The organism is Herbidospora galbida (genome assembly GCF_005233835.1).
Classification (GTDB): Bacteria; Actinomycetota; Actinomycetes; order Streptosporangiales; family Streptosporangiaceae; genus Herbidospora; species Herbidospora galbida.
The window spans coordinates 117840-140662 of sequence record NZ_SZQA01000008.1 but is presented as its reverse complement, the minus strand read 5'-3'; the positions used below and the strand labels follow the sequence as shown (position 1 = coordinate 140662).

Annotated in this window: 20 protein-coding genes; 10 read left to right on the top strand and 10 right to left on the bottom strand. The window is 72.2% G+C overall.

Annotation, left to right across the window (positions count from 1 at the left end):
* The first annotated feature begins 45 nt into the window (after nucleotides 1-45).
* The gene (locus FDA94_RS11300) at nucleotides 46-558 is read left to right on the top strand and encodes a methylated-DNA--[protein]-cysteine S-methyltransferase (RefSeq protein WP_246059765.1); all 513 of its coding nucleotides are present in this window, start codon (nucleotides 46-48) and stop codon (nucleotides 556-558) included.
* Between the two features lie 52 nt (nucleotides 559-610).
* Here the strand turns inward: FDA94_RS11300 and FDA94_RS11295 are convergent, their stop codons facing one another.
* Nucleotides 611-871: an antitoxin gene (locus FDA94_RS11295; RefSeq protein WP_062340670.1), complete on the bottom strand. Its 261-nt coding sequence runs from the start codon at nucleotides 869-871 to the stop codon at nucleotides 611-613.
* A gap of 11 nt (nucleotides 872-882) precedes the next feature.
* A complete protein-coding gene (locus FDA94_RS11290) occupies nucleotides 883-1110 on the bottom strand; it encodes an antitoxin (protein ID WP_246059763.1) in 228 nt (75 codons plus the stop codon).
* Nucleotides 1111-1150: 40 nt separating this feature from the next.
* Here FDA94_RS11290 and miaA point away from each other — a divergent pair, with 40 nt between their 5' ends.
* The 6 genes from miaA to FDA94_RS11260 all read left to right on the top strand — a co-directional run bounded on the left by miaA (nucleotide 1151) and on the right by FDA94_RS11260 (nucleotide 7617).
* Complete coding sequence (gene miaA / locus FDA94_RS11285; RefSeq protein ID WP_246059761.1) at nucleotides 1151-2056, top strand: tRNA (adenosine(37)-N6)-dimethylallyltransferase MiaA; 906 nt, start codon at nucleotides 1151-1153, stop codon at nucleotides 2054-2056.
* On the top strand, nucleotides 2044-2850 hold the full coding sequence (gene dapF, locus FDA94_RS11280; protein WP_137247002.1) for a diaminopimelate epimerase: 807 nt from the start codon (nucleotides 2044-2046) through the stop codon (nucleotides 2848-2850). The genes miaA and dapF overlap by 13 nt, the downstream gene beginning before the upstream one ends.
* 88 nt (nucleotides 2851-2938) lie before the next feature.
* On the top strand, nucleotides 2939-3673 hold the full coding sequence (locus FDA94_RS11275; protein WP_137247001.1) for an SCO6745 family protein: 735 nt from the start codon (nucleotides 2939-2941) through the stop codon (nucleotides 3671-3673).
* Nucleotides 3674-3731: 58 nt separating this feature from the next.
* The gene (locus FDA94_RS11270) at nucleotides 3732-6017 is read left to right on the top strand and encodes a tetratricopeptide repeat protein (RefSeq protein ID WP_137247000.1); all 2286 of its coding nucleotides are present in this window, start codon (nucleotides 3732-3734) and stop codon (nucleotides 6015-6017) included.
* A gap of 25 nt (nucleotides 6018-6042) precedes the next feature.
* On the top strand, nucleotides 6043-6804 hold the full coding sequence (locus FDA94_RS11265; protein WP_246059759.1) for an SDR family NAD(P)-dependent oxidoreductase: 762 nt from the start codon (nucleotides 6043-6045) through the stop codon (nucleotides 6802-6804).
* Between the two features lie 51 nt (nucleotides 6805-6855).
* Nucleotides 6856-7617 carry an HNH endonuclease family protein gene (locus FDA94_RS11260; RefSeq protein ID WP_137246999.1) on the top strand — a complete coding sequence of 254 codons (762 nt, stop codon included), beginning with the start codon at nucleotides 6856-6858 and terminating at the stop codon, nucleotides 7615-7617.
* 17 nt (nucleotides 7618-7634) lie between these two features.
* Here FDA94_RS11260 and FDA94_RS11255 read toward each other — a convergent pair whose 3' ends face one another.
* From FDA94_RS11255 to aceB, 6 genes are read right to left on the bottom strand one after another with little or no spacing between them, the layout of a single operon-like run.
* Nucleotides 7635-7847: a DUF2277 domain-containing protein gene (locus FDA94_RS11255; RefSeq protein WP_137246998.1), complete on the bottom strand. Its 213-nt coding sequence runs from the start codon at nucleotides 7845-7847 to the stop codon at nucleotides 7635-7637.
* Between the two features lie 30 nt (nucleotides 7848-7877).
* The gene (locus FDA94_RS11250; protein ID WP_246059757.1) at nucleotides 7878-8618 is read right to left on the bottom strand and encodes an IclR family transcriptional regulator; all 741 of its coding nucleotides are present in this window, start codon (nucleotides 8616-8618) and stop codon (nucleotides 7878-7880) included.
* Complete coding sequence (locus tag FDA94_RS11245; RefSeq protein ID WP_137246997.1) at nucleotides 8615-9841, bottom strand: (Fe-S)-binding protein; 1227 nt, start codon at nucleotides 9839-9841, stop codon at nucleotides 8615-8617. The genes FDA94_RS11250 and FDA94_RS11245 overlap by 4 nt, the downstream gene beginning before the upstream one ends.
* 1 nt (nucleotide 9842) lies before the next feature.
* Nucleotides 9843-10955: an FAD-binding oxidoreductase gene (locus FDA94_RS11240; RefSeq protein ID WP_137246996.1), complete on the bottom strand. Its 1113-nt coding sequence runs from the start codon at nucleotides 10953-10955 to the stop codon at nucleotides 9843-9845.
* Nucleotides 10955-12373, bottom strand: a complete 1419-nt coding sequence (locus tag FDA94_RS11235; RefSeq protein WP_137246995.1) for an FAD-linked oxidase C-terminal domain-containing protein — start codon at nucleotides 12371-12373, stop codon at nucleotides 10955-10957. The genes FDA94_RS11240 and FDA94_RS11235 overlap by 1 nt, the downstream gene beginning before the upstream one ends.
* Entirely contained in the window at nucleotides 12370-13929 is a 1560-nt protein-coding gene (aceB, locus tag FDA94_RS11230; RefSeq protein ID WP_246059771.1) for a malate synthase A, read from the bottom strand. Before aceB ends, FDA94_RS11235 begins: the two co-directional genes overlap by 4 nt.
* Nucleotides 13930-14154: 225 nt before the next feature.
* On the opposite strand from aceB, the gene FDA94_RS11225 reads away from it, so the two are divergent.
* Entirely contained in the window at nucleotides 14155-14841 is a 687-nt protein-coding gene (locus FDA94_RS11225) for a DUF4097 family beta strand repeat-containing protein (protein WP_246059754.1), read from the top strand.
* Here FDA94_RS11225 and FDA94_RS11220 read toward each other — a convergent pair.
* Nucleotides 14838-16184, bottom strand: a complete 1347-nt coding sequence (locus FDA94_RS11220; protein ID WP_137246993.1) for an FAD-binding oxidoreductase — start codon at nucleotides 16182-16184, stop codon at nucleotides 14838-14840. The two genes, FDA94_RS11225 and FDA94_RS11220, sit on opposite strands and share 4 nt — an antisense overlap.
* Nucleotides 16185-16273: 89 nt before the next feature.
* On the bottom strand, nucleotides 16274-17611 hold the full coding sequence (locus FDA94_RS11215; protein WP_137246992.1) for an FAD-binding oxidoreductase: 1338 nt from the start codon (nucleotides 17609-17611) through the stop codon (nucleotides 16274-16276).
* Between the two features lie 78 nt (nucleotides 17612-17689).
* Here FDA94_RS11215 and FDA94_RS41060 point away from each other — a divergent pair, with 78 nt between their 5' ends.
* Both FDA94_RS41060 and hflX read left to right on the top strand, forming a co-directional pair.
* Nucleotides 17690-20947, top strand: a complete 3258-nt coding sequence (locus FDA94_RS41060) for an ATP-binding protein (RefSeq protein WP_137246991.1) — start codon at nucleotides 17690-17692, stop codon at nucleotides 20945-20947.
* Nucleotides 20948-21022: 75 nt separating this feature from the next.
* Nucleotides 21023-22429, top strand: a complete 1407-nt coding sequence (hflX, locus tag FDA94_RS11205; RefSeq protein ID WP_246059752.1) for a GTPase HflX — start codon at nucleotides 21023-21025, stop codon at nucleotides 22427-22429.
* The last annotated feature ends 394 nt before the right edge of the window (nucleotides 22430-22823 follow it).

Below are 22823 nucleotides of genomic sequence, written 5' to 3'. Positions count from 1 at the left end.
GTAGGAGGTCCGGTTCGGTCGGTGGCGGGGGCTATGGTCGGGTGGATGGGGCTGAGTTTCGTGTCGGTGCCGACCGACGTCGGGCTGGTCGTGGCGGCCGTGACCGCCGAAGGGGTGGTGGCCACCTCGTTCGACGACGGTCCGGAGTTCCGCGAGCGCGTCCGGGAGCGGATGAGCCCGTTCCGCGACGAGCCGGGCGAGCCCGAGACCGCCGAGGTCGGGCGGCAGCTCGCGGCCTATTTCGCCGGGGAGCTGAAAGAGTTCACCGTGCCCGTCGACTGGCGGCTGATGTCCACGACGCAGCGCCGGGTGCTCGGGCTGCTGTTCGAGAGCGTGCCCTACGGGCGGGCGGTGACCTACGGCGATCTGGCCCACGAGACGGGCATCCCGGCCCGCGCCATCGGGTCGATCATGGGGAGTAACCCGATCCCGATCATCGTGCCGTGCCACCGGGTCGTGGCGGGCGACGGGCTGGGCGGGTTCTCCGGCGGGACGGGCGTCGAGTCGAAGCGCTGGCTGCTGACCATGGAGGGCCACCTGCCGCCGACCCTCTTCTGAACGCGCGGCCGCCCGCCTCCGCGATCGCGAGAGGCGGGCGGGGCGGAGGAGGCTAGTCCTGCTTGCCGTCGATCTTGTCGGCGGCGTTCCTGGCCGAGCCCGCGGTCCGGTTGATCTGGTCGCGGTACTTGCCCTTGGTCATCTCGTCGGCCTTCCGTGCGGCGGAGTCGATGCCGCTCTTCACGGAATCCTCCACCTTGTCGCGGAAGCCGTCCTGCTCGGTTCCGGGCATGCGCTGGGGTCGAGGAGTCGTCGGGGCGGACTGGGTGTGATGCCCGCCGAACATGTCTTTCACCTTGTCGAAGAACGACATCAGAGTTCCCCCTACTGCTGGTCGTCGATCTTGTCGGCCGCTTCCTTGGCCTTGTCGGCGACCTTGTCGATCTTGTCGTCGTGCCGGCCGCCGGTCTTGTGCCGGGCGGTCTCGGAGACCTTGTCGACGCCCTTCTTGGCGCCGTCTTCCACCTTGTCGGAGTGTTCGCCGAGCTTGTCCTTGGCCTTGTCGAACATGGACATGTCGTATCCCCCGATCGTGACGCCGTCGGGCGCCACTCGTCCCATTCTTACCCGGGGGCTTGGGACACTGGATGGCGTGGGGCAGCTACCAGTCATCGCCGTCGTGGGGCCCACGGCGGCCGGAAAGTCCGACCTGGCCGTGGAATTGGCGATCCGTCTCGGGGGCGAGGCGGTGAACGCCGACTCCATGCAGCTTTACCGAGGAATGGATATCGGCACGGCCAAATTGACCATCCCCGAACGAAAAGGTGTCACCCACCATTTGTTCGACATCTGGGGCGTCGAGCAGACCGCCAGCGTGGCCGAATACCAGCGGCTGGCCCGTCCCCTGATCGACGGGCTGCTGGTCAGAGGCGTCACCCCGGTGATCGTCGGGGGTTCGGGCCTGTACGTCCGGGCGATCCTCGACGACCTGGAGTTCCCCGGCACCGACGCCGCGATCAGGGCCAGGCTGGAGGCCGAACTGGCCGAGAAGGGCGTCGCGCCCCTCTACGCCCGCCTCACGGTCGAAGACCCGGTGGCCGCCGCCGCGATCCTGCCCAGCAACGGGCGGCGGGTGGTCCGCGCCCTGGAGGTCATCGAGCTGTCCGGACGGCCGTTCTCGGCCACCATGCCGTCCTACGAGTCGGTCTACCGATCGGTGCAGATCGGGCTGAACATCCCCCGTCCGGTGCTCGACGAGCGGATCGAGCTCCGGGTTCACCGCATGTGGGCGGCCGGTTTCGTGGAAGAGACGCGGAAACTGCACGAGGCCGGCATGGGCCCGACGGCGTCGCGGGCGCTCGGATACGCCCAGGTGATCAAATACCTCGACGGCGAGTGGACCGAGGAGCAGGCCGTCGACGAGACGGTCCGGGCCACGAGGCGCTTCGCGCGCCGTCAGGAATCGTGGTTCCGCCGCGATCCCCGGGTGGTCTGGCTGCCCTACGACGCCCCGGACCTGCCTGCTCAAGCGATTAGAGTTGTGTCATGCGCTTCGTGAAGGGTCATGGGACCGAGAACGATTTCGTCCTACTCCCCGACCCGGAGGGGCGTCTCGACCTCCCCGCCCCGCTTGTGGCCAAGATCTGCGACCGGCGGGCCGGGATCGGCGGCGACGGCGTCCTCCACGTGGTCCCGACCAAGCTGGTCCCCGAGGTGGAGTCCCAGGCCGCCGAGGCCGAATGGTTCATGGACTATCGCAACGCCGACGGCAGTCTCGCCGAGATGTGCGGCAACGGGGTGCGGGTGTTCGCGCGCTACCTGGTCGACGCCGGTCTGGCCGAGCCGGGCGAGTTCGGCGTGGCGACCCGGGCCGGGGTCCGGAAGGTCCGCCTGGGCGCCTCCGGCGACGTACGGGTCGACATGGGCCGTCCGGTCGTCTCGGGCGAGAGCCGCACGGTCCTCAACGGGCGCGAATACCGGGGCCTGCGGGTCAGCGTCGGCAACCCCCACCTGGCCTGCGTGATCACCGACCCGGTGACCGAGCTCGACCTGTCGGCCCAGCCGTCCTTCGACCGCCACGACTTCCCCGACGGCGTCAACATCGAGTTGATCAACCCGATCGGCGACCACTCGGTCTCCATGCGCGTCTACGAGCGCGGCTCCGGCGAGACCCGCTCCTGCGGCACCGGCGCGGTGGCCACGGCCGTGGCGGCGGCCCACGCGGCGGGGGAGACCGAAGGGGTCTGGTCCGTACGCGTGCTCGGCGGCACCCTGACGATCACCCTCGACGGGCGGACCAGCTACCTGGCCGGGCCGGCCGATCTGGTGGCCGCCGGCGACTACCACGGGTGAACGGGCCGATCCCCACCTGATCAAGGGGTTGCCGAAATATTGTTCTGTCTCCCATCCTGGGTGCGCTGTGTAGACCCAGGAGGCGGACATGTACAAGAAGGCGATCGGCGCCCTCGGCGGCCGGTTCATGATCTCCCGCGAGGTCAAGGCCCTCTGCGACGAGCACGGACTCGGCCGGTGGGAGATGTACTTCCGGGGCCGCTGCGGCGTCCTCGGCGAGGTCCACCCCGACGTGGTCCTCGCCGCCGCGCCGTTCTTCGAGCCCGGTTTCGTCCGCGCGACGTGGGAGAACGGGCGGTCGCTGCCCGCCGAGAAGGCCGCGGTCCTGTTCGCCGGCGCGTGCGCCGCCTGGGGCCGCCGCAACCTCGACTTCGACGGGGCCGGACGACTCGCCGACCTGCTCACGAAGGCCACCTCGTCGGCCTCGGCGGCGGCCGCGCCGCTGTTCGCCGGCTGGCGGGCGCTGCCGCTGCCCGACGACGGTCCCGGGCGGGCCGCCCACGCCCTCCAGGTGGCGAGGGAGCACCGGGGCGGCATGCACGCCGTCGCGGTCGCCGCGGCGCGGCTCGACCTCCTCATGGCCACGATCGTCGGGAGCGACGAGTCCGGCGCGCCGCTCAGCTACGAGAGCACTGCCGAGGTCGCCAGGTTTCTGTCGTGGCCGGAGCCCTATCCCGTACCCGCGGAAGAGGACCTGGCGAAGCGGGCGCACGCGGAGGAACTGACCGACGCGCTGGTCGCGCCCGCATACGAGGTGCTCACCGATGGTGAGGCGGCCGAGCTGGGCGAGCTGCTGCGCGAGGCGCAGGCCACCGTGAATTAGTGCGCACAGCCGTGCGGACGTTTGGGGCAGCCCTGCTGACCTGGCAGACTGGCTGCCCATGGACGTGGACATCTGGTCGTGGGTCGGCGGCACCCAGCGGCAACTGCACGAGGCGGGAAATGTCGGGCTGGCGATGGCGCTGGGCGACGTTCCCGCGCAGGCCCTCGAAGGCCGCTACGGCCAGCTCGACGTCGTGGCCCCGGCGATCGCGCAGCAGGCCGAGGGAATGGAGCAGCCCTGGCTCGAACTGTTCGCCCGTTACTGGCACCTGATCGGCCGCGTCGGCGACCGCGCGAACGGCTCCGTCGCCATCGACGACGCCCGTGAGCTCGTCAGCTTCGCCGCCCGGAGCGACGTCGCCGACTGCCCGGCGGCCTCCGGCGCCGTCGAGGTGCTGGCGATCGCCCAGGCCAACACCGACGGGCCGGGCTACGCCGACGAGCGGCTCGGCTCGCTGGGCCGCGCGCTGCAGACCGTGGGGCCCGACTCGCTCGCCTTCTCCGGGCTCACCACCCAATACGTGCTGGCGCTGCTCGACGCCGGCAAGCCCGCCGAGGCCGTGGCCTACGCCGAGGCCGCCGTCGAGCGGCTGCGCGGCGCCGGTCGCGAGGCCTCCTGGGAGCTCGCCGCCATGTCGGCGCGGGCCCTGCTGGCCACCGGCCGGGCGCAGGACGCGCTCGAGGCCCTGCACGCGGCCAACGGCTTCAAGCCCGACGACCCGGTGGCCAAGGCCCGGCGCGAGGGCATCCTGCACTCCCGCATCCTGGTCGAGCTCGGCCAGACCCAGCACGCCGTCGAGTCGCTGCCCGACCTCGACGTCGTCGGCGAGCACCCGCGCGACTGGGTCGAGTGGGCGCAGGTCGTCCACCGGCTGTCGGAGCAGGACGCCATCCAGAACTCCTGGCAGCTGGGCCGGATCGTCCGGCAGTGGATGAGCTACTTCGAGACCATGGGCTCCCCGCGCGCCCGCGTCGAGCTGGCGGTCACCGGCGCCCGGCTCGCGCTGCGGCGGCAGGGCGTCTGGCAGGCCCGGCTGCTCGCCGACCTGGCCGAGGCCGCCTCGCGCGAGCTGAAGTCGGCCGACGGCGTCGCCGAGCAGATCGCCGCGCTGCGCGCCGAGTGCGACGCGGCCGTCGAGCTGCCCCCGCCCGGCCCCGAGGGCGAACTGGTCGCCTACTTCGACGCCGCCGACGGCCGCACCGCCGACCCCGAGCGCTGGGTCGGCTGGCTGTGGCCGCTGTCGGGCAAAGACCTCGAGGCGACCCGCCGCCACACGACCACCCTCGGCTTCCTGGGCTACGCGCCCACCGGCGCCGACGTCTACTGGCAGATGGCCGCCGTCCAGAGCGACCCGGCGCAGGCCGACACCGAAGACATCGCCTACCTGACCGGCCTCCTCATCGAGGCGGGGCAGGACGAACGCGTCCACGACCTCGCGGCCCGCCTCAAGGCGCCCGCCTCGCACCTGGCGCTGGCCCGCCTCCACCGGGCGCGTGAGCGCTGGGAGGAGACCGCCGACGAGGCGGAGAAGGCCGCCAAGGGCGGCGCCGGTCTCGAGGCGCTGCGCCTGTGGTCGGGCGCCGTGCAGCAGCTCGGCGACAACCCCCGCGCCGCCGAGATCCTCCGCCCGATCATCGACGGCGACGTCGAGGGCGAGGAAGAAGACATCTGGCGCGTGATCGTGCTGGCGACGGCCGCCGAAGACTGGGTGACCGTCCGCAAGGGCGCGGCCAAGCTCGGCATGCCGATCCAGTCGCCCGAGGGCCCGATCGAGGAAGAGTGGCACCTCATCCGCGCCATCCTCCCCGCGCCCGACGGCAGCCAGCGTGAGGTCCTCGCGGTCCGCACCGGCCCCGCCACCGCCCGGCTGGCCATCCCGCAGCCGCGCGGCATGGAATACAACGCCGGTGACATCGTCGTCATCGACCCGCGCCCGCTGGAGCCGGTGCCCGAGTCCGAAGAGGAGAAGGAGAACTTCGTCATCCCGTTCGCCGGGGTCACGATGCTCCGTCCGGGCGGCTACACGAGCTGGTTCTTCGACGGCGCCGCGCCGACCGACGAAGAGTGGTCGGAGTTCGACGAGCTGATGGCCGAGCGGGGCTGGCCGATGTGGGTCTACTCCGACAAGAACTACACGGTCACCCACCCCGGCACCGGCGAGCAGCTCCCGGGTGTGTTCGGCTGGATCGCGATCCCGCCGGACGCCGGCCCCACCGAGCTCGACGCCGTGCTCGACGACGTGACCGAGACGTGGGTCCACCCGCTGGCCTGGCTCGACCTGGCCCGCGAGGTCGGCGTCGAGGCCGAGCGCCACGAGCACATCGTGAAGGAGTACGGCCTCTAGAACTTGGTTCGGTATCGTGGCGGCCGTGATTCTCGAACGTTTTCGTCTGGACGGGAAAGTCGCGGTCGTCACGGGGGCCTCGTCGGGCCTGGGCGTTGCCTTCGCCCGCGGCCTGGCCGAGGCCGGAGCCGACGTCGCCATCGGCGCGCGGCGGGCCGAACGGCTGGAGGAGACACGGCGGCTGGTCCTGGAGACCGGCCGCCGTTGCGTTGCGGTGGCCACCGACGTGACCTCGCCCGACGACTGCGCGGCCCTGGTCGCCGCGGCGGTCGACGAGCTGGGCGGGGTCGACATCCTGATCAACAACGCCGGGGTCGGGACCGCCGTGCCCGCTCTCAAGGAGACGGCCGAGGAGTTCCGGGCGGTCGTCGACGTCAACCTCAACGGGGCCTTCCACATGGCGCAGGCCTGCGCCCGGGTGATGCGGCCCGGCTCCTCGATCGTGAACATCGGGAGCATCCTGGGCGAGACGACCGGAGGGCTGCCGCAGGCGGCCTACTCGGCGTCCAAGGCGGCGATCACCGGGCTGACCCGCGACCTGGCGCAGCAGTGGACGGGCCGCCGGGGGATCCGGGTCAACTGCCTGGAGCCGGGGTTCTTCGCCTCGGAGATGACCTCGCAGTATCCCGAGGGCTACCTGGAGAAGACGCTGGCCCTCCGCGTGCCCGCCGGGCGGGTGGGGGAGGCGGAGGAACTGGTCTGCGCGGCCGTCTTCCTGGCCTCGGACGCGGGGTCGTACGTGACGGGGGCGGTGCTGCCGGTGGACGGTGGAATCCTGATCACCTGACCTCTTAAAGCCTGAAATTTGGGCATTTGCTATACCTGGGCAGGCAATTTCATGACCTGGGGGTGGGCGGTGCTGCGCAGAGTGGGCGCCGGGTTCGTGCTGGCGGGATTACTCGTGTCGGGCTGCGGTGCGATCGAGGCGGCGGCTCCGCCGGGCGACTCCGGGGGAGGCGGGGGATCGTCGTCCGGGACCAACCCCCTGGACAACCCCGAGGGCACCAAGGCGGGCCTCAAGGCGATCACGTCCGAGGCCGATCTCAAGGAGGCCCGTGAGCTGATCGAGAAGGTCGATACCAAGGGCCGGGGCCCGAAGACCGGGTACGACCGCGACGAGTTCGGCTACGCGTGGGCCGACAACGCCGACGGCATCCCGCTGGCGCGCAACGGCTGCGACACCCGCAACGACCTGCTCCAGCGCGACGGCGAGGACGTCGAGTTCCGCAGCGGCTCCGACTGCGTCGTCGTGGCGATGACGCTCGACGACCCCTACACGGGCAAGACCATCGACTTCCGGAAGGAAGACGCGTCGGAGGTCCAGATCGACCATGTGATCCCGCTGTCGTACAGCTGGCAGATGGGCTCCTCGCGGTGGAGCGAGGCCGAGCGCAAGCGGCTGGCCAACGACCCGCTCAACCTGCTGCCGGTCGACGGCTCGACCAACTCGTCGAAGAGCGACTCGGGCCCGGCGTCGTGGTTACCGCCGGTGCGGAAGATCCGCTGCTCCTACGTGGTCAGGTTCGCCCAGGTGGCGCTCAAGTATGACCTGCCGGTCACCACGGCCGACAAGGACATCATGCTGACCCAGTGTGCCTGATCACCGGCTCAGCGTGATCACTTCGCGCCCCGGACCTCCAGCGCCGCGAGCAGCTTGACGCTCGCGGCGGTGATCTCCGCGACCGCCTCGTCGAAGGCCGCCGCGTTGTGCGCGGCAGGGGTGCGGAACCCGCTGATCTTGCGGACGTATTGGAGCGCCGCGGCCTCGATGTCGTTCTCGGTCACGTCATCGGCGAACGGCGGGCGCAGCGTCTTGATGCTTCGGCACATGCCCTCAACCTAGCCGCGCGTCCCGACAGTTCAGCTTCGGGCGCCGAAGACCTCCGCGCCGAAGTCGTCGGCGATCTTCCGCAGGCCCCGGGCCAGCTCGTCGCGGTCGAGGGCGGAGATCCGTTCGGCCGGGCCCGAGACCGACATCGCGGCCACCACGCGGGCGCCGTCGGCCACCGGGACCGCCAGGCAGTGCACCCCCGACTCCTCCTCGCCGAGGTCCATCGCGTAGCCCCGGACGGCCACCGCCGACAGTTCGGCCATCATGGCCCCGACGGTGGTGATGGTCTGGTCGGTCCGGCGGGGGAGGCCGGTCCGTTCGAAGACCGCCGCCGCGTTCGGGTGGCCGGCCAGCAGGACCTTGCCGACGGCCGTGCTGTGGGGCAGCACCCGGCGGCCCACCTCGGCGAACATCCGCAGGCGCCGGGGTGAGGGGACCTGGGCCACGTAGACGACGAAGTCGCCCTCCAGGACGGCCATGTTGGCCGTCTCACCGGACAGCTCCACCATCTTCGTCAGGTAGGGCTCGGCCCACGCGCCCACCAGCCGTTCGGCCGCGCCGCCGATCCGCACGAGCGCCCCGCCCAGCGCGTAGCGCCGGTCGGACTCCTGCCGGACGTACCCGCGCAGCAGGAGGGTCTGGAGCAGGCGGTGGATGGTGCCGTAGGGCAGGCCCGTGCGGGCCGCGATCTCCGACAGGCCCGCCTCGCCGCCGTGGTCGGCCAGGGCTTCGAGCACGTCGAGCGCGCGCTCCACCGACTGGACGCTCACCGCACCGTCCCCAGCCCCCGGAGGGACGCGTCGAGGACCTGGGCGGTGTGGGCGACGGGGATGGGCGGGTGGCCGAGCCGCCGCATGGCGGTCGTGATCTGCATGGTGCACCCGGGGTTGGCGGAGACGAGCAGGTCGGCGCCGGTCTCCTCGACCCGGGCCGCCTTCCGTTCGCCCAGTGCCCGGGCGGGCTCGGGCTGGAAGAGGTTGTAGGTCCCGGCCGATCCGCAGCAGATGGCCGACTCGGCGATCTCCCGGATCTTCAGCTCGGGGATCCCGCCGAGCAGCTCGCGCGGCTGCGCGCGCACCCCCTGGGCGTGGGCGAGGTGGCAGGCGTCGTGATAGGCCACGGTCATCGGCAGCGGGTGGCGTTCGGCCACCGGGCCCAGTTCGACCAGGTATTCGGCCAGGTCGCGCACCTTCAGCCGGGAGGCCCGCTGCTGCCAGTCGGGGTCGTCGGCCAGCACGTCGGCGTAGTCCTTCATCGACGACCCGCACCCGGCGGCGTTCACCACGACGGTGTCGACGCCGGCCTTCTCGAAGGTCTCGATGGTCTTCCTGGCGAACTTGTGCGCGTCGTAGCCGGAATGCAGGGAGAGCGCCCCGCAACACCCCTGGCCTCGGGGAATGACCACGTCGCAGCCTTCGAGGGCGAGCACCCGCGCGGTCGCCCGGTTCACGTCGGGGAAGAACGCCCCCTGCACGCATCCGGTCAGCAGCCCGACCCGGGCCCGCCGCCGTCCCCGCGCCCGGACGAGCGCGGGCAGCGGCCTCACCCGCGACCGGGGCGGGGTGAGCTCGGCCAGCGCCCCGAGCGTCGGATGCACCCGCTCCAGGAAGGGGGCCAGCCGCCGGTTGAGCCGGGTGAACGGCTTGACCAGCCGCAGCCGCCGCGGATAGGGGAACAGGGCGAACACCAGCGCCCGGACCGCCCGGTCGCGCGGGGCGCGGGTGTGCTCCCGCTCGACGACCGGGCGCGTGTGCTCGATGAGCTTGTCGTACTGGACCCCCGAAGGGCACGCCGTCACGCACGCCATGCAGCCCAGGCACGCGTCGAAGTGGCCGGCCATCTCGGGCGTCATCTCGACGCCCTCGTTGTGCTGGGCCATCAGGTGGATGCGGCCGCGCGGGGAGTCCATCTCCTCGCCCCACAGCACGTAGGTCGGGCACGTCGGCAGGCAGAAACCGCAGTGCACGCAATCTTTGATCAGCTCTTGGTCCATGTCAGACGCCTCCCGCGAGCCGGCCGGGCGACATGCGCCGCTCGGGGTCGAACCGCTCCTTGACCCGCCGCATCAGCGGCAGCGACGGGATCGGGCCCCACCGGTCGCCGGTGAAGTCGCCGGCCAGGCCCACCAGGCGGGCGTCGGCCGGCAGTCGTGACCGCCACGCGTCGAGGTCGCCCGTCCCGGACGCGAGGTAGACGCCGGTGGCGAGCGAGCCGCGTACCGACACGCCCTCGGGCACGTAGGGCGCCACGTGGCAGCGCAGCGACGCGAGCGGCAGGCCCGGCGGACGGCTCCACCACGACGGCGCGTCGTCGCGCAGCTCTCCGCCGCCGAGCAGGTCGCGGGCGGCTTCGGCGCGGTCGCGGGCCGCCGGGCCCTCGAACAGGGCCGCCACCGTCGTCAGGCCCTCGGCCGGGTGGTCGATCTCGACGGCGCTCGGTTCGAGCTGGGATCTCAGCAGCGCCCCGGCGTCCTCCCAGCCCTCGCACTCGAAGGTGAGCCAGCGGCGGTCGGCGGGCAGCGGGTGGAGCCGGAACGTCGCCTCGGCGATCACGCCCAGGGTGCCGTAGGAGCCGGTGAACAGCTTGCCGAGGTCGTAACCGGCGACGTTCTTGACGACCTTGCCGCCGGCCCGCGCGATGGTGCCGTCGGCCAGTACGACCGTCACGCCGATCAGCAGGTCGCGGGCGTTGCCGTAGCGGTAGGCGCGCGGGCCCGGCGACGGGGCGGCCAGGGTGCCGCCGACGGTCGCCCCCGGGAACGGGACGTCGAGCGCCAGCTCCTGCCCGGCCTTGGCCAGCACCTCGGCCAGCCGGGCCAGCGGGATGCCCGCCTGGACGCGGACCACCAGGTCGCCCGCCACGTGTTCGAGCACGTCGTGCATGGCCGACAGGTCGAGCAGCACGTCGAGACGCTCGGGCGGGGCCGCCCAGCAGAGTTTGGTGCGCGCCCCGGCCGGGGTCACGGCCAGACCGGCGTCGGCGCAGGCGCCCAGCACGACCGAGATCTCCTCGACGCTCTCGGGCAGCGCGACCCACCTCGGGACCTGGCCGCCGACCGCGTCGGCGGGGCCCCCGTCGCGCATCGTCACACTCGTGTGGCCGAGCATCAGAAGATCTCCCCGGGTGAGCCTTTGCGGACGCGCGGCACCTCGCCGCACAATCGCGGCGTCGGGAACACCTTGCCCGGGTTCGACCGGCCGCCGGGGTCGAAGGCGCAGCGCAACCGCTGCATGGTGTCGAGGTCGGCGTCGGTGAACATCCTGGGCATGTAGCGGGCCTTGTCGACGCCCACGCCGTGTTCGCCGGTGATCGACCCGCCGTGCACGATGCACAGGTCGAGGATCCGGCCGCTGACCACCTCGGCGCGCTCGCCCTCGCCGGGCGCGGCGTCGTCGAACAGCACCAGCGGGTGGAGGTTGCCGTCGCCGGCGTGGAAGACGTTGGCCACCCGGATGCCGAACTCGTCCTGCAGCGCGTCGATGCCGGCCAGCACCTCGCCGAGGGAGGTCCTCGGGACCACCCCGTCCTGGACGATGTAGGCGGGGCTGATGCGGCCGACGGCGGCGAAGGCCGACTTGCGGCCCCGCCAGATCTTGGCCCGTTCGTCGGCCGAGGCGGCCACCCGCTGCTCGAAGGAGCCCGTCGCCACGCAGATGGCGATCACCTCGGCGAGCTGCGCGTCGACCTCGGGCGCGGGCCCGTCGAGCTCGACGATCAGCACCGCTCCGGCGTTGGGCGGATAGCCGCAGGCCACGGCCGCCTCTGCGGCCTCGATGGCGAGGGCGTCCATCATCTCGATCGCGGCCGGCACGATGCCTGCGCCGATGATCGACGACACCGCCTGGCCGCCCGCCTCGATGTTCTCGAAGGCGGCCAGCAGGGTGGTCACCGCCTCGGGCGTCCGCAGCAGCCTGACGGTGATCTTGGTGGCGATGCCGAGCGTGCCCTCCGAGCCCACGAACGCGCCGAGCAGGTCGTAGCCGAAGTCGTCTTCGGAGACCTCGACGATCTCGCCCTCGGGGGTGACGATCTCCAGGGCCTGGACGTGGTTCACGGTGAACCCGTATTTGAGGCAGTGGGCCCCGCCCGAGTTCTCGGCCACGTTGCCGCCGATCGAGCAGATCTGCTGGCTCGACGGGTCGGGCGCGTAGTAGTAGCCCCGGTCGCGGACCGCCTCGGTGATCGCCAGGTTGGTGACCCCCGGTTCGACGACGGCCTGCCGCCGGTCGAGGTCGACCGAGAGGATCCGCCGCATCCGCGACGTCACGATGAGGACCCCGTCGGAGCGCGGCAGCGCGCCGCCCGACAGGCCGGTGCCCGAGCCGCGCGCCACGAACGGCATGCCGAACTCGGCGCACACCTTCACCACCGCCGCGACCTCCGCCGCGGTCTCCGGCAGGACCACGACCATCGGGGTCGCGCGATGGTAGGTGAGGCCGTCGCACTCGTAGGTGCGGAGCCGGACCGGGTCGGTGATGACCCGGTCGGGCGGAAAGATCGCTTCGAGCCGGTCGAACACCGTCACGGCATCTGAGAATACGCCGGAAGGGTCAAAAACTCGGCGAAGTCGTCGTCAAGAGCAACCTCTTTGAACAGTGCGGTGGCCTGGGCGAACAGGTTCTCGTCCCAGATCGGCTCGGTTCTGATCTTGGCGAGCTCCTCGTCGATGATCCGCTCGACGAGCTCCTTGGTGACCACCTCGTGGGTGTCGGCGAGCTCGATGTCGTTGTGGATCCACTGCCAGATCTGCGACCGGGAGATCTCGGCCGTGGCGGCGTCCTCCATCAGGTTGTGGATGGCCACCGCGCCGCTGCCGCCCATCCAGGCCGCCAGATAGCGCAGCGCGACGTCGACGTTGCTGCGCAGCCCGGTCTCGGTGATCTCGCCCGGCGTCTTGGAGACCGACAGCAGGTCTTCGGCGGTGACGGAGACGTCCTCGCGCAGCCGGTCGAGCTGGTTGGGCCGGTCGCCGAGCACGCCGTCGAAGACCTCCTTGCAGATCGGCACGAGGTCGGGGTGGGCCACCCACGAGCCGTCGAAGCCGTCGCCCGACTCGCGGGTCTTGTCGGCCCGCACCTTCTCCAGGGCGACCGCGTTCACCTCGGGGTCGCGCCGCGAGGGGATGAAGGCGGCCATCCCGCCGATGGCGTGGGCGCCGCGCTTGTGGCAGGTCCGCACCAGCAGTTCCGTGTACGCCCGCATGAAGGGCGCCGTCATCGTCACGGTGTTGCGCTCGGGGAGCAGGAACTCGCGGCCCCGCGTGCGGAACTTCTTGATCACGCTGAACAGGTAGTCCCACCGGCCGGCGTTGAGACCGGCGGAGTGGTCGCGCAGTTCGTACAGGATCTCCTCCATCTCGAAGGCCGCCGGGTAGGTCTCGATCAGGACCGTGGCCCGGACGGTGCCCAAGGGGAGGCCGAGCGCGTTCTGGGCGGCGACGAAGACGTCGTTCCAGAGGCGGGCCTCCAAGTGGGACTCGATCTTCGGGAGGTAGAAGTAGGGGCCCTTGCCCTTGGCCAGCAGGCGGCGGGCGTTGTGGAAGAAGTAGAGCGCGAAGTCGAACAGCGAGGCCGAGACCGGCCGGCCGTCGACGGTGAGGTGCTTCTCGTCGAGGTGCCAGCCGCGCGGGCGGACCACGATCGTGGCCAGCTCCTCGTCGGGCCGCAGCGCGTAGGACTTGCCGCCGCTCTCGAAGTCGATCTCGCGGTCGAGGGCCGACCGCAGGTTGAGCTGCCCGTTGAGGTTGTTCTCCCAGGTGGGGGAGTTGGCGTCTTCGAAGTCGGCCAGCCACACCTTCGCGCCGGAGTTGAGCGCGTTGATGGTCATCTTGCGGTCGACCGGGCCGGTGATCTCGACCCGGCGGTCTTCGAGGCCGAACGCCGGGGGCGCCACCTGCCAGTCGCCGCGCCTGATCTCTTCCGTTTCGGGAAGGAATCCGAGCATGCCCCCCGCCGACAGTTCGGCCTGGCGGGCCTGGCGGGCGGCCAGGAGTTCGCGGCGACGGCCGTCGAAGGCCCGGTGGAGATCCGCCACGAAGGCGAGGGCCTCGGGGGTGAGGATCTCGTCGAACCGGTCGGACATCGGGCCATGGATGAGCGAGCCGCGGACGGCCGAAGGCCGGTCGTGGCTCGCGCCGGAGTCTGCCTCAGAGAACTCGCCGTTGGTCATCGCCCCTCTTTTCCATGATGCGGAAATCATCTTCTGTCCAATGGAAGATTATCAGAGGGCGTTCCTGAGGGTCCTCTCAGGGAGCCCTGGGGGCCATCCCCGATGGGAGGGCGGGCCCCGGGCTCACAGACTGAGGGCATGAGAATGAAGAGCATCGCGGCCGCGGGTCTGCTGGCCGGATCCGCACTGGTCCTGACCGCCTGCGGCGATCTCGACCTCGACTTCGGCCCCCGCAGCGAGGCGGTCGAGAAGTACGACGTCACCGACGCGGTCAGCGCCCTGCGCATCGAGAGCGGGTCGGGCGACGTCGTCGTCACCGAGTCGGCCCGGACCGGCATCGCGGTGACCGAGACCCTCCACTACCGGGGCGACAAGCCGACCGACGGCCACGAGGTCGGCAACGGCACCCTGACCCTCTCCTACACGTGCGAGGACTGCTCGATCGACTACGACGTCCAGGTGCCCAAGGGCCTGAACGTCAAGGTCGACACCGGTTCCGGCGAGATCACCCTGCGCGCCCTCAGCGGCCCGGTCGACGTCTCGACCGGCTCGGGCGAGGTCGACGCCAGCGGCCTGCTGGCCAAGACCTTCCGCGCCGAGGCCGGTTCGGGCAGCGTCGAGGCGAAGTTCGGCGCCGCCCCCGACTCGGTCACCATCGAGACCGGTTCGGGCGACGGCATCGCGTGGGTCCCCGGCGGCACCTACCACGCCACCCTCGAGACCGGTTCGGGCGAGCAGACCCTCGAGGTCGCCAACGACCCGTCCGCCGCCAAGAAGATCGTCATCCAGTCCGGCTCGGGCGACAGCAAGGTCCTGAAGCTCTAACGCACCGGGTGGTTCGAGCGGAACGTCCCCAGGGGGTCGCGCCGGGACTTGATCCGGCGCAGGCGGGCGTACGTCTCGACGGGGAAGGCCGCGTCGGCCGGTTCGTCGTGGCCGAGGAACGTGAAGGCCTTGCGGTCCGACGCGTAGGGCGCCAGTGCCCGCGCGATCGAGGCCTGCCGCTCCTTGATCGGCCCGGCCAGCTCCGGCCAGGGCAGCATGCCGGCGGCATGGACCTGGTACTTCTCGGTCAGGTGGCCGCAGGCGCCCGCGTCGGCACGTTCCACAGCGAGGGCGCCGCCGAGGTGGCGGACCATCACGAAGGTGAGCGGGGCGACCGTGCCGGGGCCGGTCGCGGCGAGCAGCGTGGCGGCGGCCCGGTCGTCGAGGTCGGTCAGCAGGTGCGAGGTGACCAGGGCCGGGGTGGGGTCGGTCGGCTCCATGCAGATCTCGCCGAGCCGCTCGACGGGCAGCATCCCCCGGGTGTCCACGATCGCGCCGGGGATCGCGTCGAAGCGGGCCAGCAGCTCCCGCGCCTCCGCCTCGCCGCCCAGGTAGGTGGCGTCGAGGCAGACCGCCGACAGCCCGCGCAGCGGCTCGGGCAGCTCGGGGATCGGGGGCAGCTGCAGCAGGCTGAACCACAAGGTCAGCTCGTCGGGGGCGGTACGGGTGACCTCGCGGAAGGCGGCCAGCACCTCGGCGGCGCGGGCGGCGGGCCACATGATCCGGCCGCCGAACAGCTCGGGGGCGGGGAACAGGCCGATCTCCACGGCGGTGACGATCGCATAGTCCCCGCCGCCCCCGCGCAGCGCCCAGAACAGGTCGGGGTCGCTGTCGGCGGTCACCCGCAGGTGCTCGCCCTGGGCGTCGACCACCTCGAACGCCACGACGTGGTTGGCGGCGAAGCCGTGCTTGCGGGCGAACCAGCTCAGCCCGCCGCCGAGCACGAACCCGGTGACGCTGACCGCGCCGGTGCTCCCGGCCAGGCCGGTCAGGCCGTGCTTGGCGGCGGCGGTCAGCACCTCCTGCCACGACGCCCCGGCCTCGACCCGGGCCACCCGCTCCTCCGGACGCACGTGCACCGCCCGCATCCGGGAGGTGCGCAGCAGGATCGCCCCCTCGAACCCCGATGACGGCGCGTGGCCGTTGGGCTGCGTGGCGATCGACAGGCCGTACAGGCTCGCGTGCCGGACCACGGCCGCCACGTCGGCGGCGTCCTCGGCCTCCACGACGGCCAGCACGCGCTGGTCGATCGCGCCGTCCCACGGCTCGCGGGCCCGGTCGAACCCCTCGTCGCCGGCGGTCAGCACCCGGCCCCGGACCACCTGCCGCAAGTCGTTGATCATGATTCCTCCTCGTTCGTCTGAGATGAGGATCGATCGGACCGTTTGGGGCTGGGTTGGCGTGCAGTTGGAAGTTGCTTCAAGGGGCCCTGTCAGGCGAGCACCGGAAAGTTGCTGCGGAAGGTCCCGTGAGGGTCGCGCCGCCGCTTGATCTCCCGCAGCCGGGCCAGCGTGCCGGCCGGGAAGGCCGCCGCGGCCTTCTCACCGGGGGAGAGGTAGGTGAACGGCTTGCGGCCGGTCGTGTACGGCACCAGCGCCCGCGAGATCTCCGCCTGCCGCGCCCGCACTATCTCGGCCACCGGCGGCGCGGGGGCCACCCCGAGCAGGCCGAGCAGGTAGGGCTCGGCGATGCGGCCGTGCGCGCCGTGGTCGTCCGACGACCGGGCGATGGCCCCGCCCAGGTGCCGGACCTGCACCGACACCATCGGGCCTCCGGGGGCCGACAGGATCGTCGCGGCGGCGTCGTCGGGCAGGCCGGTCAGGATCTGGCCCGAGAACAGCGACGCGCCCGGGTCGGTCGGCTCGTCGCAGATCGAGCCCATCTCGTCGGCCCGCAGCGGCCGCCGAGAGTCGATCATCAGGCCGGGGATCGCCGCCAGCCGGTCGGTCAGCGCCCGGCCCTCGGCCTCGCCGCCCAGGAAGGCCAGGTCGAGCACGACCGCCGACAGGCCCCGCACCGGTTCCGGCACCTCGGGGAAGGGCGGGAACTCCAGCAGGTTGAACCACAGGCTGAGCTCGTCGGGGGCCTCCCGGGTCGCCTCGCGGAAGGCCGCGAGGACGTCGGGGGCGTGCCGCGAGGGCCACAGCAGCCGCCCGCCGAAGATCGACGGCGCCGGGAACAGCTCGATCTCCACGGCCGTGACCAGCGCGAAGTCGCCGCCCCCGCCCCGCAGTGCCCAGAACAGGTCGGGGTCGGAGCCGCCCGTCACCCGGGCCGGGTGCCCGTCGGCGTCGACCACGTCGAACGCCCGCACGCCGGACGCGCCGAAGCCGTGCGCGCGGCCGAACCAGCTGAGGCCGCCGCCCAGCAGGTACCCGGTCGCGCTGACCACGGGGGAACTGCCGCACGGCCCGCTCAGGCCGTGCTTGGCCGCCGCGGCCTGCACCTCGCCCCAGCTCGCGCCCGCCTCGACGCGGGCGATCCGGCGGACCGGGTCGACCTCCACGCCCCGCAGCAGATGGGTGCGCAGCAGCACCTCGCCGTCGAGCCCGCCGGCCGCGCCGTGCCCGTTGGGCTGGGTCGCCACCGTCAGCCCCGCCATCCGCGCGCACCGCACGGCCGCCGCGGCGTCGGCCGCGTCCTCGGGGACCACGACGAGGCGTACGCCGCCCTGGTCGACGGCCCGGTTCCAGGGCAGCCTGGCGGTCTCGAAAGTGTCGTCTCCGGGGGCCAGCACCCGGCCCCGGATCGCCTTGGTGAAGTCGTCCATGACCACACAGTGGGCGAAAGGGTTTGCGGCCGGACTGGGGGTGACTAGTGACCCACTAGTGGTCGTAATGTGACGGCCATGGACGTTCGCCTCTTCGGTCCCATGGAGGTGAGGGACGCCGACGGACGTCAGGTCGAGCTCGGCACCCCGAAGCAACGGGCCGTGCTCGCCATGCTGGCGATCGAGCCCGGCCGGGTGGTCTCCCTCGACCGGCTCATCGACGAACTGTGGTCGGGCGAGGCCCCGTCGAGTGCGACCGGAACGCTCCAGGCGTACGTCTCGCAGCTCCGGCGGGCGCTCGAACCCGGCCGGGCGCCGCGCACCCCGCCCCGCGTCCTGCTGACCCGCGAGCCCGGCTACCTGCTGGCGGTGGCGCCGGGCGAGGTCGACCTGGCCCGGTTCCGGGCGCTGGCCGACGACGGGCGGCGCGTCCTCGCCCAAGGGGAGCCCGCCCGCGCGCTGCAGGTTCTCGACCAGGCGCTCGCCGTGTGGCGCGGCCGGCCGCTGGAGGAGTTCGCCGGCTACCCCTTCGCCCAGCCGGTGATCACCGAACTGGCCGACCTGTGGGTGTCGGCCACCGAAGACCGGTTCGAGGCCCGGCTGGCCTTCGGCGAGAGCGGCTCGTGCGTCCCCGGCCTGGAGTCGCTCGTCCACGACCACCCCTACCGCGAGCGGATGTGGGGGCTGCTGGTGCTGGCCCTCTACCGGGCCGGCCGCCAGGCCGACGCGCTCGCGGCCCTCCGCCAGGTCCGCGCCGTCCTCGACCGCGAACTCGGCATCGAACCCGGCCCCGAGCTGCGCAAACTCGAACAAGCCGTGTTCGGCCAGTCGGCCGACCTCGACATCCCCGCGCCCGCCGTGACCGTCACGGCGGCGCCCGTGCCGAGGGTGGCCGGCGACCGGCTGATCGCCCGGACCGAGCAGCTGGCCCGGATCGACGAGCGGCTGGCGGCGGTCCGGCGCGGCCAGGGCGGCGTGCTGCTCGTCACCGGGGAGGCCGGGGTCGGCAAGACCCGGCTCGCCCAGGCCGCCGCCGAGGAGGCCGAGGCGAGCGGGCTCGCGGTCGGCTGGGGGCGCTGCGCCGAGGACACCGGCGCGCCCGCCTTCTGGCCCTGGCTCCAGGTGCTGCGCGACCTCGGCCGCGACACCGCGCGCTCGCTGCTCACCGGCGACGAGGCGCTGGCCGACGACCCCGGCGCGGCCCTGTTCGAACTGCACGCCCGGGTGGTCGACGACCTGGCCGGGGGGCCGGTGCCGGCCCTGGTCGTCCTCGACGACCTCCACTGGGCCGACGCCGCCTCGCTGCGGCTGCTCCAGTTCGCCGCCGGGGAGCTGGCGCGGCGGCCCGTGCTGGTGCTGGCGACCCTCCGGCCCTACCCCGGCGACCTGCTGCGCGACACCCTCGGCTCGCTGAACCGGGAGATCGGGACCGACCGGGTGCCGCTGCGGCCCTTCAGCCCCGACGAGGTCTCCCTCTACCTGCGACGCCGGGACCTCGACGATCCGGCGCTGGCCGGACGGCTCCACGAACGCACCGGCGGCAACCCCTTCTACCTGGGCGAACTGCTGCGCCTGCTCGACTCGGAACACCGGCTCGGGACGGCGGCGGCCGAGGGCGTGCCCGACGGCGTGCGCGAGGTCATCGGGCGGCGGGTGGCCCGCCTGCCGGAGGCCACGCAGGAGATCCTGCGCGCCGTCGCGGTGCTGGGCCGCGAGGCCGAGGTCGACGTGCTCGAACGGGTCACCGGCGCCGACGCGGAACAGGTGATGTCGCAGCTCGAACCGGCCGTCGGCACCGGCCTCCTCGTCGAGTCGGACGACGGCTACCGGTTCTCCCACGCGCTCGTCCGCGACGCTCTCTACGCCGGGCTGCCGCGGCTGGCCCGCGCCCGGCTGCACCTGCGCGCCGCCCTCGCGCTGGAGGACCTGCCCTCGGTCGAGGTCTCCACGCTGGCCCACCACTTCGGCCTGGCCGCCCGCGTCGGGGGCGCGGCGAAGGCGGTCGAGCACGCGATCGGGGCCGCCCGCCAGTCGGCCGCCCGGCACGCCTACGACGAGGCCGCCGCCTACTGGGCCCGCGCCCTGGCGGCCCTGGGCCCCGGCGACCCGGCCCGCCGCTGCGACCTCCTCATCGAGCACGGCCAGGCGCTCCGGGCCGTCGGCGACCCCGAACGGGCGCGCGTGGCCCTGGTGGAGGCGATCGGCCTGGCCGCCGACCTCGGCGACCGGGCGGCGGTGATCCGCGCGGTGTCGGTCTTCGGCGGGGCGACCGTCTGGAACTGGCAGCCCTACGGCTGGGTCGACGAACGCCTCGTCGGCGTGCTCGACGGGCTGCTGCGCGAGCCGCTCGACCCCGCCGAGCGGGCCGCCGTGCTGAGCGTGCTGGGGCTCGAACTCGGCTACTCGCCGCGCCGCGCCGAAGGCGAGGCCATGGCCGCCGAGGCCATCGAACTGGCCAGGCGGACCGGCGACGACGACCTGCGCGTCCGCACCATCAACGGCTACCTCGTGATCGCCGACCTGACCACCCGGGAGGCCGAGCGCACCGCCGTCACCGACGAGATGCTCGCCATCCCCGGCCTGCCCGCCCGCACCGAGATCGTCGCCCGCGTCTTCCGCATGTCTAACCTGCTGCGCGGCGGCCGGCTCGCGGAGTGGGAGCGCGAACTGGCCCGCTGCCGCCACCTGCTCACCGAGGCCAGGCGCCCCGAGCTCACCGCGATGGTGCTCAACGCCGAATCGGCCATGCGGGTGCTGCGCGGCGAGTGGGACGAGGCCGAACGCCTGGCCGGGGAGTTCGGCGGCCTGCTCGGCGCCACGACCATGTGGGGCCGCGACTACCCCCGCCTCGTCACCGTGTTCGTCGCGCGCCGCGCCCGGGGCCGCACCGCCGAGATCCTCCCCGAACTGGTCGAGTACGCCTCCCGTCCCGAGATGATCCCCCTGCGCCCCGTCGCGATCCTCGCCACCATCGACGTCGGCGACCTCGACGGCGCCCGCCGGATGGTCGCCGAGTGGGGCACCGAGATCCCCGACAACTGGAGCACGGGCTTCCTCACGGCGCTCTGGGCCGAGATCTCCTGCCACCTCTCGACCCCCGATCCCGGGCCGCTGTACACCCGGCTCAGGCCGTACGAGGACCGGATCGTGGTGAGCGGGACCGGCACGGCCGCGCTCGGCAGCACCCATCTCCCGCTCGCCCGGCTGGCCCGCGCCATGGGCGATCCGGCCCTGGCGCGACGCCACGCCGAGGCCGCCCTCATCGTGCACGAACGCCTCGGTCTGGTCCACTGGGCGGGGGAGAGCCGCCGGATCCTCACCGACCTGGGGGCTTAACGTGATGCGCGGGATTCCCGTGTCGTGCCACCATCGATGGGAAGACACGGTGGTGTCGCATTGTTGTCAGGAGAAATGACGTATATGCATAACGAGCCAGAAGACATCGGCGATTACGAACTCGAAGAGCGTCAGGCGCTACGGCGGGTCGCGGGTCTTTCGACGGAGCTCGAAGATGTCACCGAAGTCGAATACCGGCAGCTCCGCCTCGAGAGGGTCGTCCTGATCGGGGTGTGGACCAGCGGGACCTCCTTCGACGCCGAGAACTCCCTGCAGGAACTCAAGCTGCTGGCCGAGACGGCCGGCTCCGAGGTCCTCGAAGGCCTGATCCAGCGGCGTGACCGGCCCGACCCGGCCACCTACATCGGCTCGGGCAAGGCCATCGAGCTGCGCGACATCGTCGCCTCGACCGGCGCCGACACCGTCATCTGCGACGGTGAACTGACCCCCGGTCAGCTGCGCCAGCTCGAAGAAGTGGTGAAGGTCAAGGTCATCGACCGCACCGCGCTGATCCTCGACATCTTCGCCCAGCACGCCAAGAGCCGCGAGGGCAAGGCCCAGGTCGAACTGGCCCAGCTCTCCTACCTCCTGCCGCGCCTGCGAGGCTGGGGTGGCAACCTGTCCCGCCAGGTCGGCGGACGGGCGGCCGGCGGCGTCGGCATCGGCGGCCGCGGCCCCGGTGAGACGAAGATCGAGCTCGACCGGCGCCGCATCCGCGAGCGCATGGCCAAGCTCCGCCGCCAGATCAAGGAGATGTCCACCGCCCGCGACACCAAGCGCCATTCGCGCCGTCGCCGTGAGGTGCCCGCGGTGGCGATCGCCGGCTACACCAACGCCGGCAAGTCGTCGCTGCTGAACCGCCTCACCGGCGCGGGCGTGCTGGTGGAGGACGCCCTGTTCGCCACCCTCGACCCGACGGTACGCCGCGCGCGCACCCCCGAAGGCCGCCTGTTCACCCTGGCCGACACGGTGGGCTTCGTGCGCCACCTGCCGCACCAGCTGGTCGAGGCGTTCCGCTCGACGCTGGAGGAGGTCGGCGACGCCGACCTGATTCTGCACGTCGTCGACGGCTCGCACCCCGACCCCGAGTCGCAGCTGGCCGCCGTGCGCGAGGTCTTCGGCGAGATCGAGGGCGCCCGCGACATCCCCGAGATCGTCGTGATCAACAAGGCCGACGCCGCCGCCCGCGAGGTCATCGACCGGCTGACGATGCGCGAGCGTCACAGCATCGTGGTCAGCGCCCGCACCGGCCAGGGCATCTCCGAGCTGATGGACCTGATCGAGCAGGAGCTGCCCCACCTCGACCACGAGGTCCACGTGCTGATCCCCTACGACCGGGGCGACCTGGTCGCGCGGGCCCACAAGGAGGGCGAGGTGCTGTCGGTCGACCACACCGGCGACGGCACGATCCTGCACGCGCGGGTTCCGTCGACCCTGCACCACGAGCTGGACAGGGTGGCCAAGCCGGTGGAAACCGTCTAATTTCGTACCTTTTCCGTAAAGCGGCAGGAAACCGGCGGTAGCTAGCATGCGTCGCCGTTGGTACGATATGGCGAGCCTCACGGCGAATTTCGCCGTGAGTGCCGTTACGCGTGGGGGACGCGCGCTTTACCGGGCCTTACCTGGGGGAATGGGCTCGGGCGTGACAGGAGAGCAGGACGGGCCAACCGGATGCCCAGGAGGCGAACCGGCGTTCTTCTCAATAACCCTGTACAGCGAGGCGACCTGTGAAATAACGTAACTGGACTGAAATCGCCGAGGCGATCCCCGGCGATCGGTCCATCGCACAACCCGGTGCGCGATGAGAGCAGGAGACCCCCCAATGACGTCCGGACACGGAGCGGACCCGGCGGGTCCACCGGTGGCGACGACATTG

What these genes read in the sequence shown, in the direction of transcription:
- FDA94_RS11270 (WP_137247000.1), top strand. Translation starts at nt 3,732, where the DNA reads ATGGACGTGGACATCTGGTCGTGGGTCGGCGGCACCCAGCGGCAACTG.
- FDA94_RS11255 (WP_137246998.1), bottom strand. Translation starts at nt 7,847, where the DNA reads ATGTGCCGAAGCATCAAGACGCTGCGCCCGCCGTTCGCCGATGACGTG.
- FDA94_RS11295 (WP_062340670.1), bottom strand. Translation starts at nt 871, where the DNA reads ATGTCGTTCTTCGACAAGGTGAAAGACATGTTCGGCGGGCATCACACC.
- FDA94_RS11220 (WP_137246993.1), bottom strand. Translation starts at nt 16,184, where the DNA reads ATGATCAACGACTTGCGGCAGGTGGTCCGGGGCCGGGTGCTGACCGCC.
- FDA94_RS11240 (WP_137246996.1), bottom strand. Translation starts at nt 10,955, where the DNA reads ATGCTCGGCCACACGAGTGTGACGATGCGCGACGGGGGCCCCGCCGAC.
- FDA94_RS11215 (WP_137246992.1), bottom strand. Translation starts at nt 17,611, where the DNA reads ATGGACGACTTCACCAAGGCGATCCGGGGCCGGGTGCTGGCCCCCGGA.
- FDA94_RS41060 (WP_137246991.1), top strand. Translation starts at nt 17,690, where the DNA reads ATGGACGTTCGCCTCTTCGGTCCCATGGAGGTGAGGGACGCCGACGGA.
- FDA94_RS11300 (WP_246059765.1), top strand. Translation starts at nt 46, where the DNA reads ATGGGGCTGAGTTTCGTGTCGGTGCCGACCGACGTCGGGCTGGTCGTG.
- dapF (WP_137247002.1), top strand. Translation starts at nt 2,044, where the DNA reads ATGCGCTTCGTGAAGGGTCATGGGACCGAGAACGATTTCGTCCTACTC.
- hflX (WP_246059752.1), top strand. Translation starts at nt 21,023, where the DNA reads ATGACGTATATGCATAACGAGCCAGAAGACATCGGCGATTACGAACTC.
- FDA94_RS11275 (WP_137247001.1), top strand. Translation starts at nt 2,939, where the DNA reads ATGTACAAGAAGGCGATCGGCGCCCTCGGCGGCCGGTTCATGATCTCC.
- FDA94_RS11245 (WP_137246997.1), bottom strand. Translation starts at nt 9,841, where the DNA reads ATGGACCAAGAGCTGATCAAAGATTGCGTGCACTGCGGTTTCTGCCTG.
- FDA94_RS11260 (WP_137246999.1), top strand. Translation starts at nt 6,856, where the DNA reads ATGACCTGGGGGTGGGCGGTGCTGCGCAGAGTGGGCGCCGGGTTCGTG.
- aceB (WP_246059771.1), bottom strand. Translation starts at nt 13,929, where the DNA reads ATGTCCGACCGGTTCGACGAGATCCTCACCCCCGAGGCCCTCGCCTTC.
- FDA94_RS11225 (WP_246059754.1), top strand. Translation starts at nt 14,155, where the DNA reads ATGAGAATGAAGAGCATCGCGGCCGCGGGTCTGCTGGCCGGATCCGCA.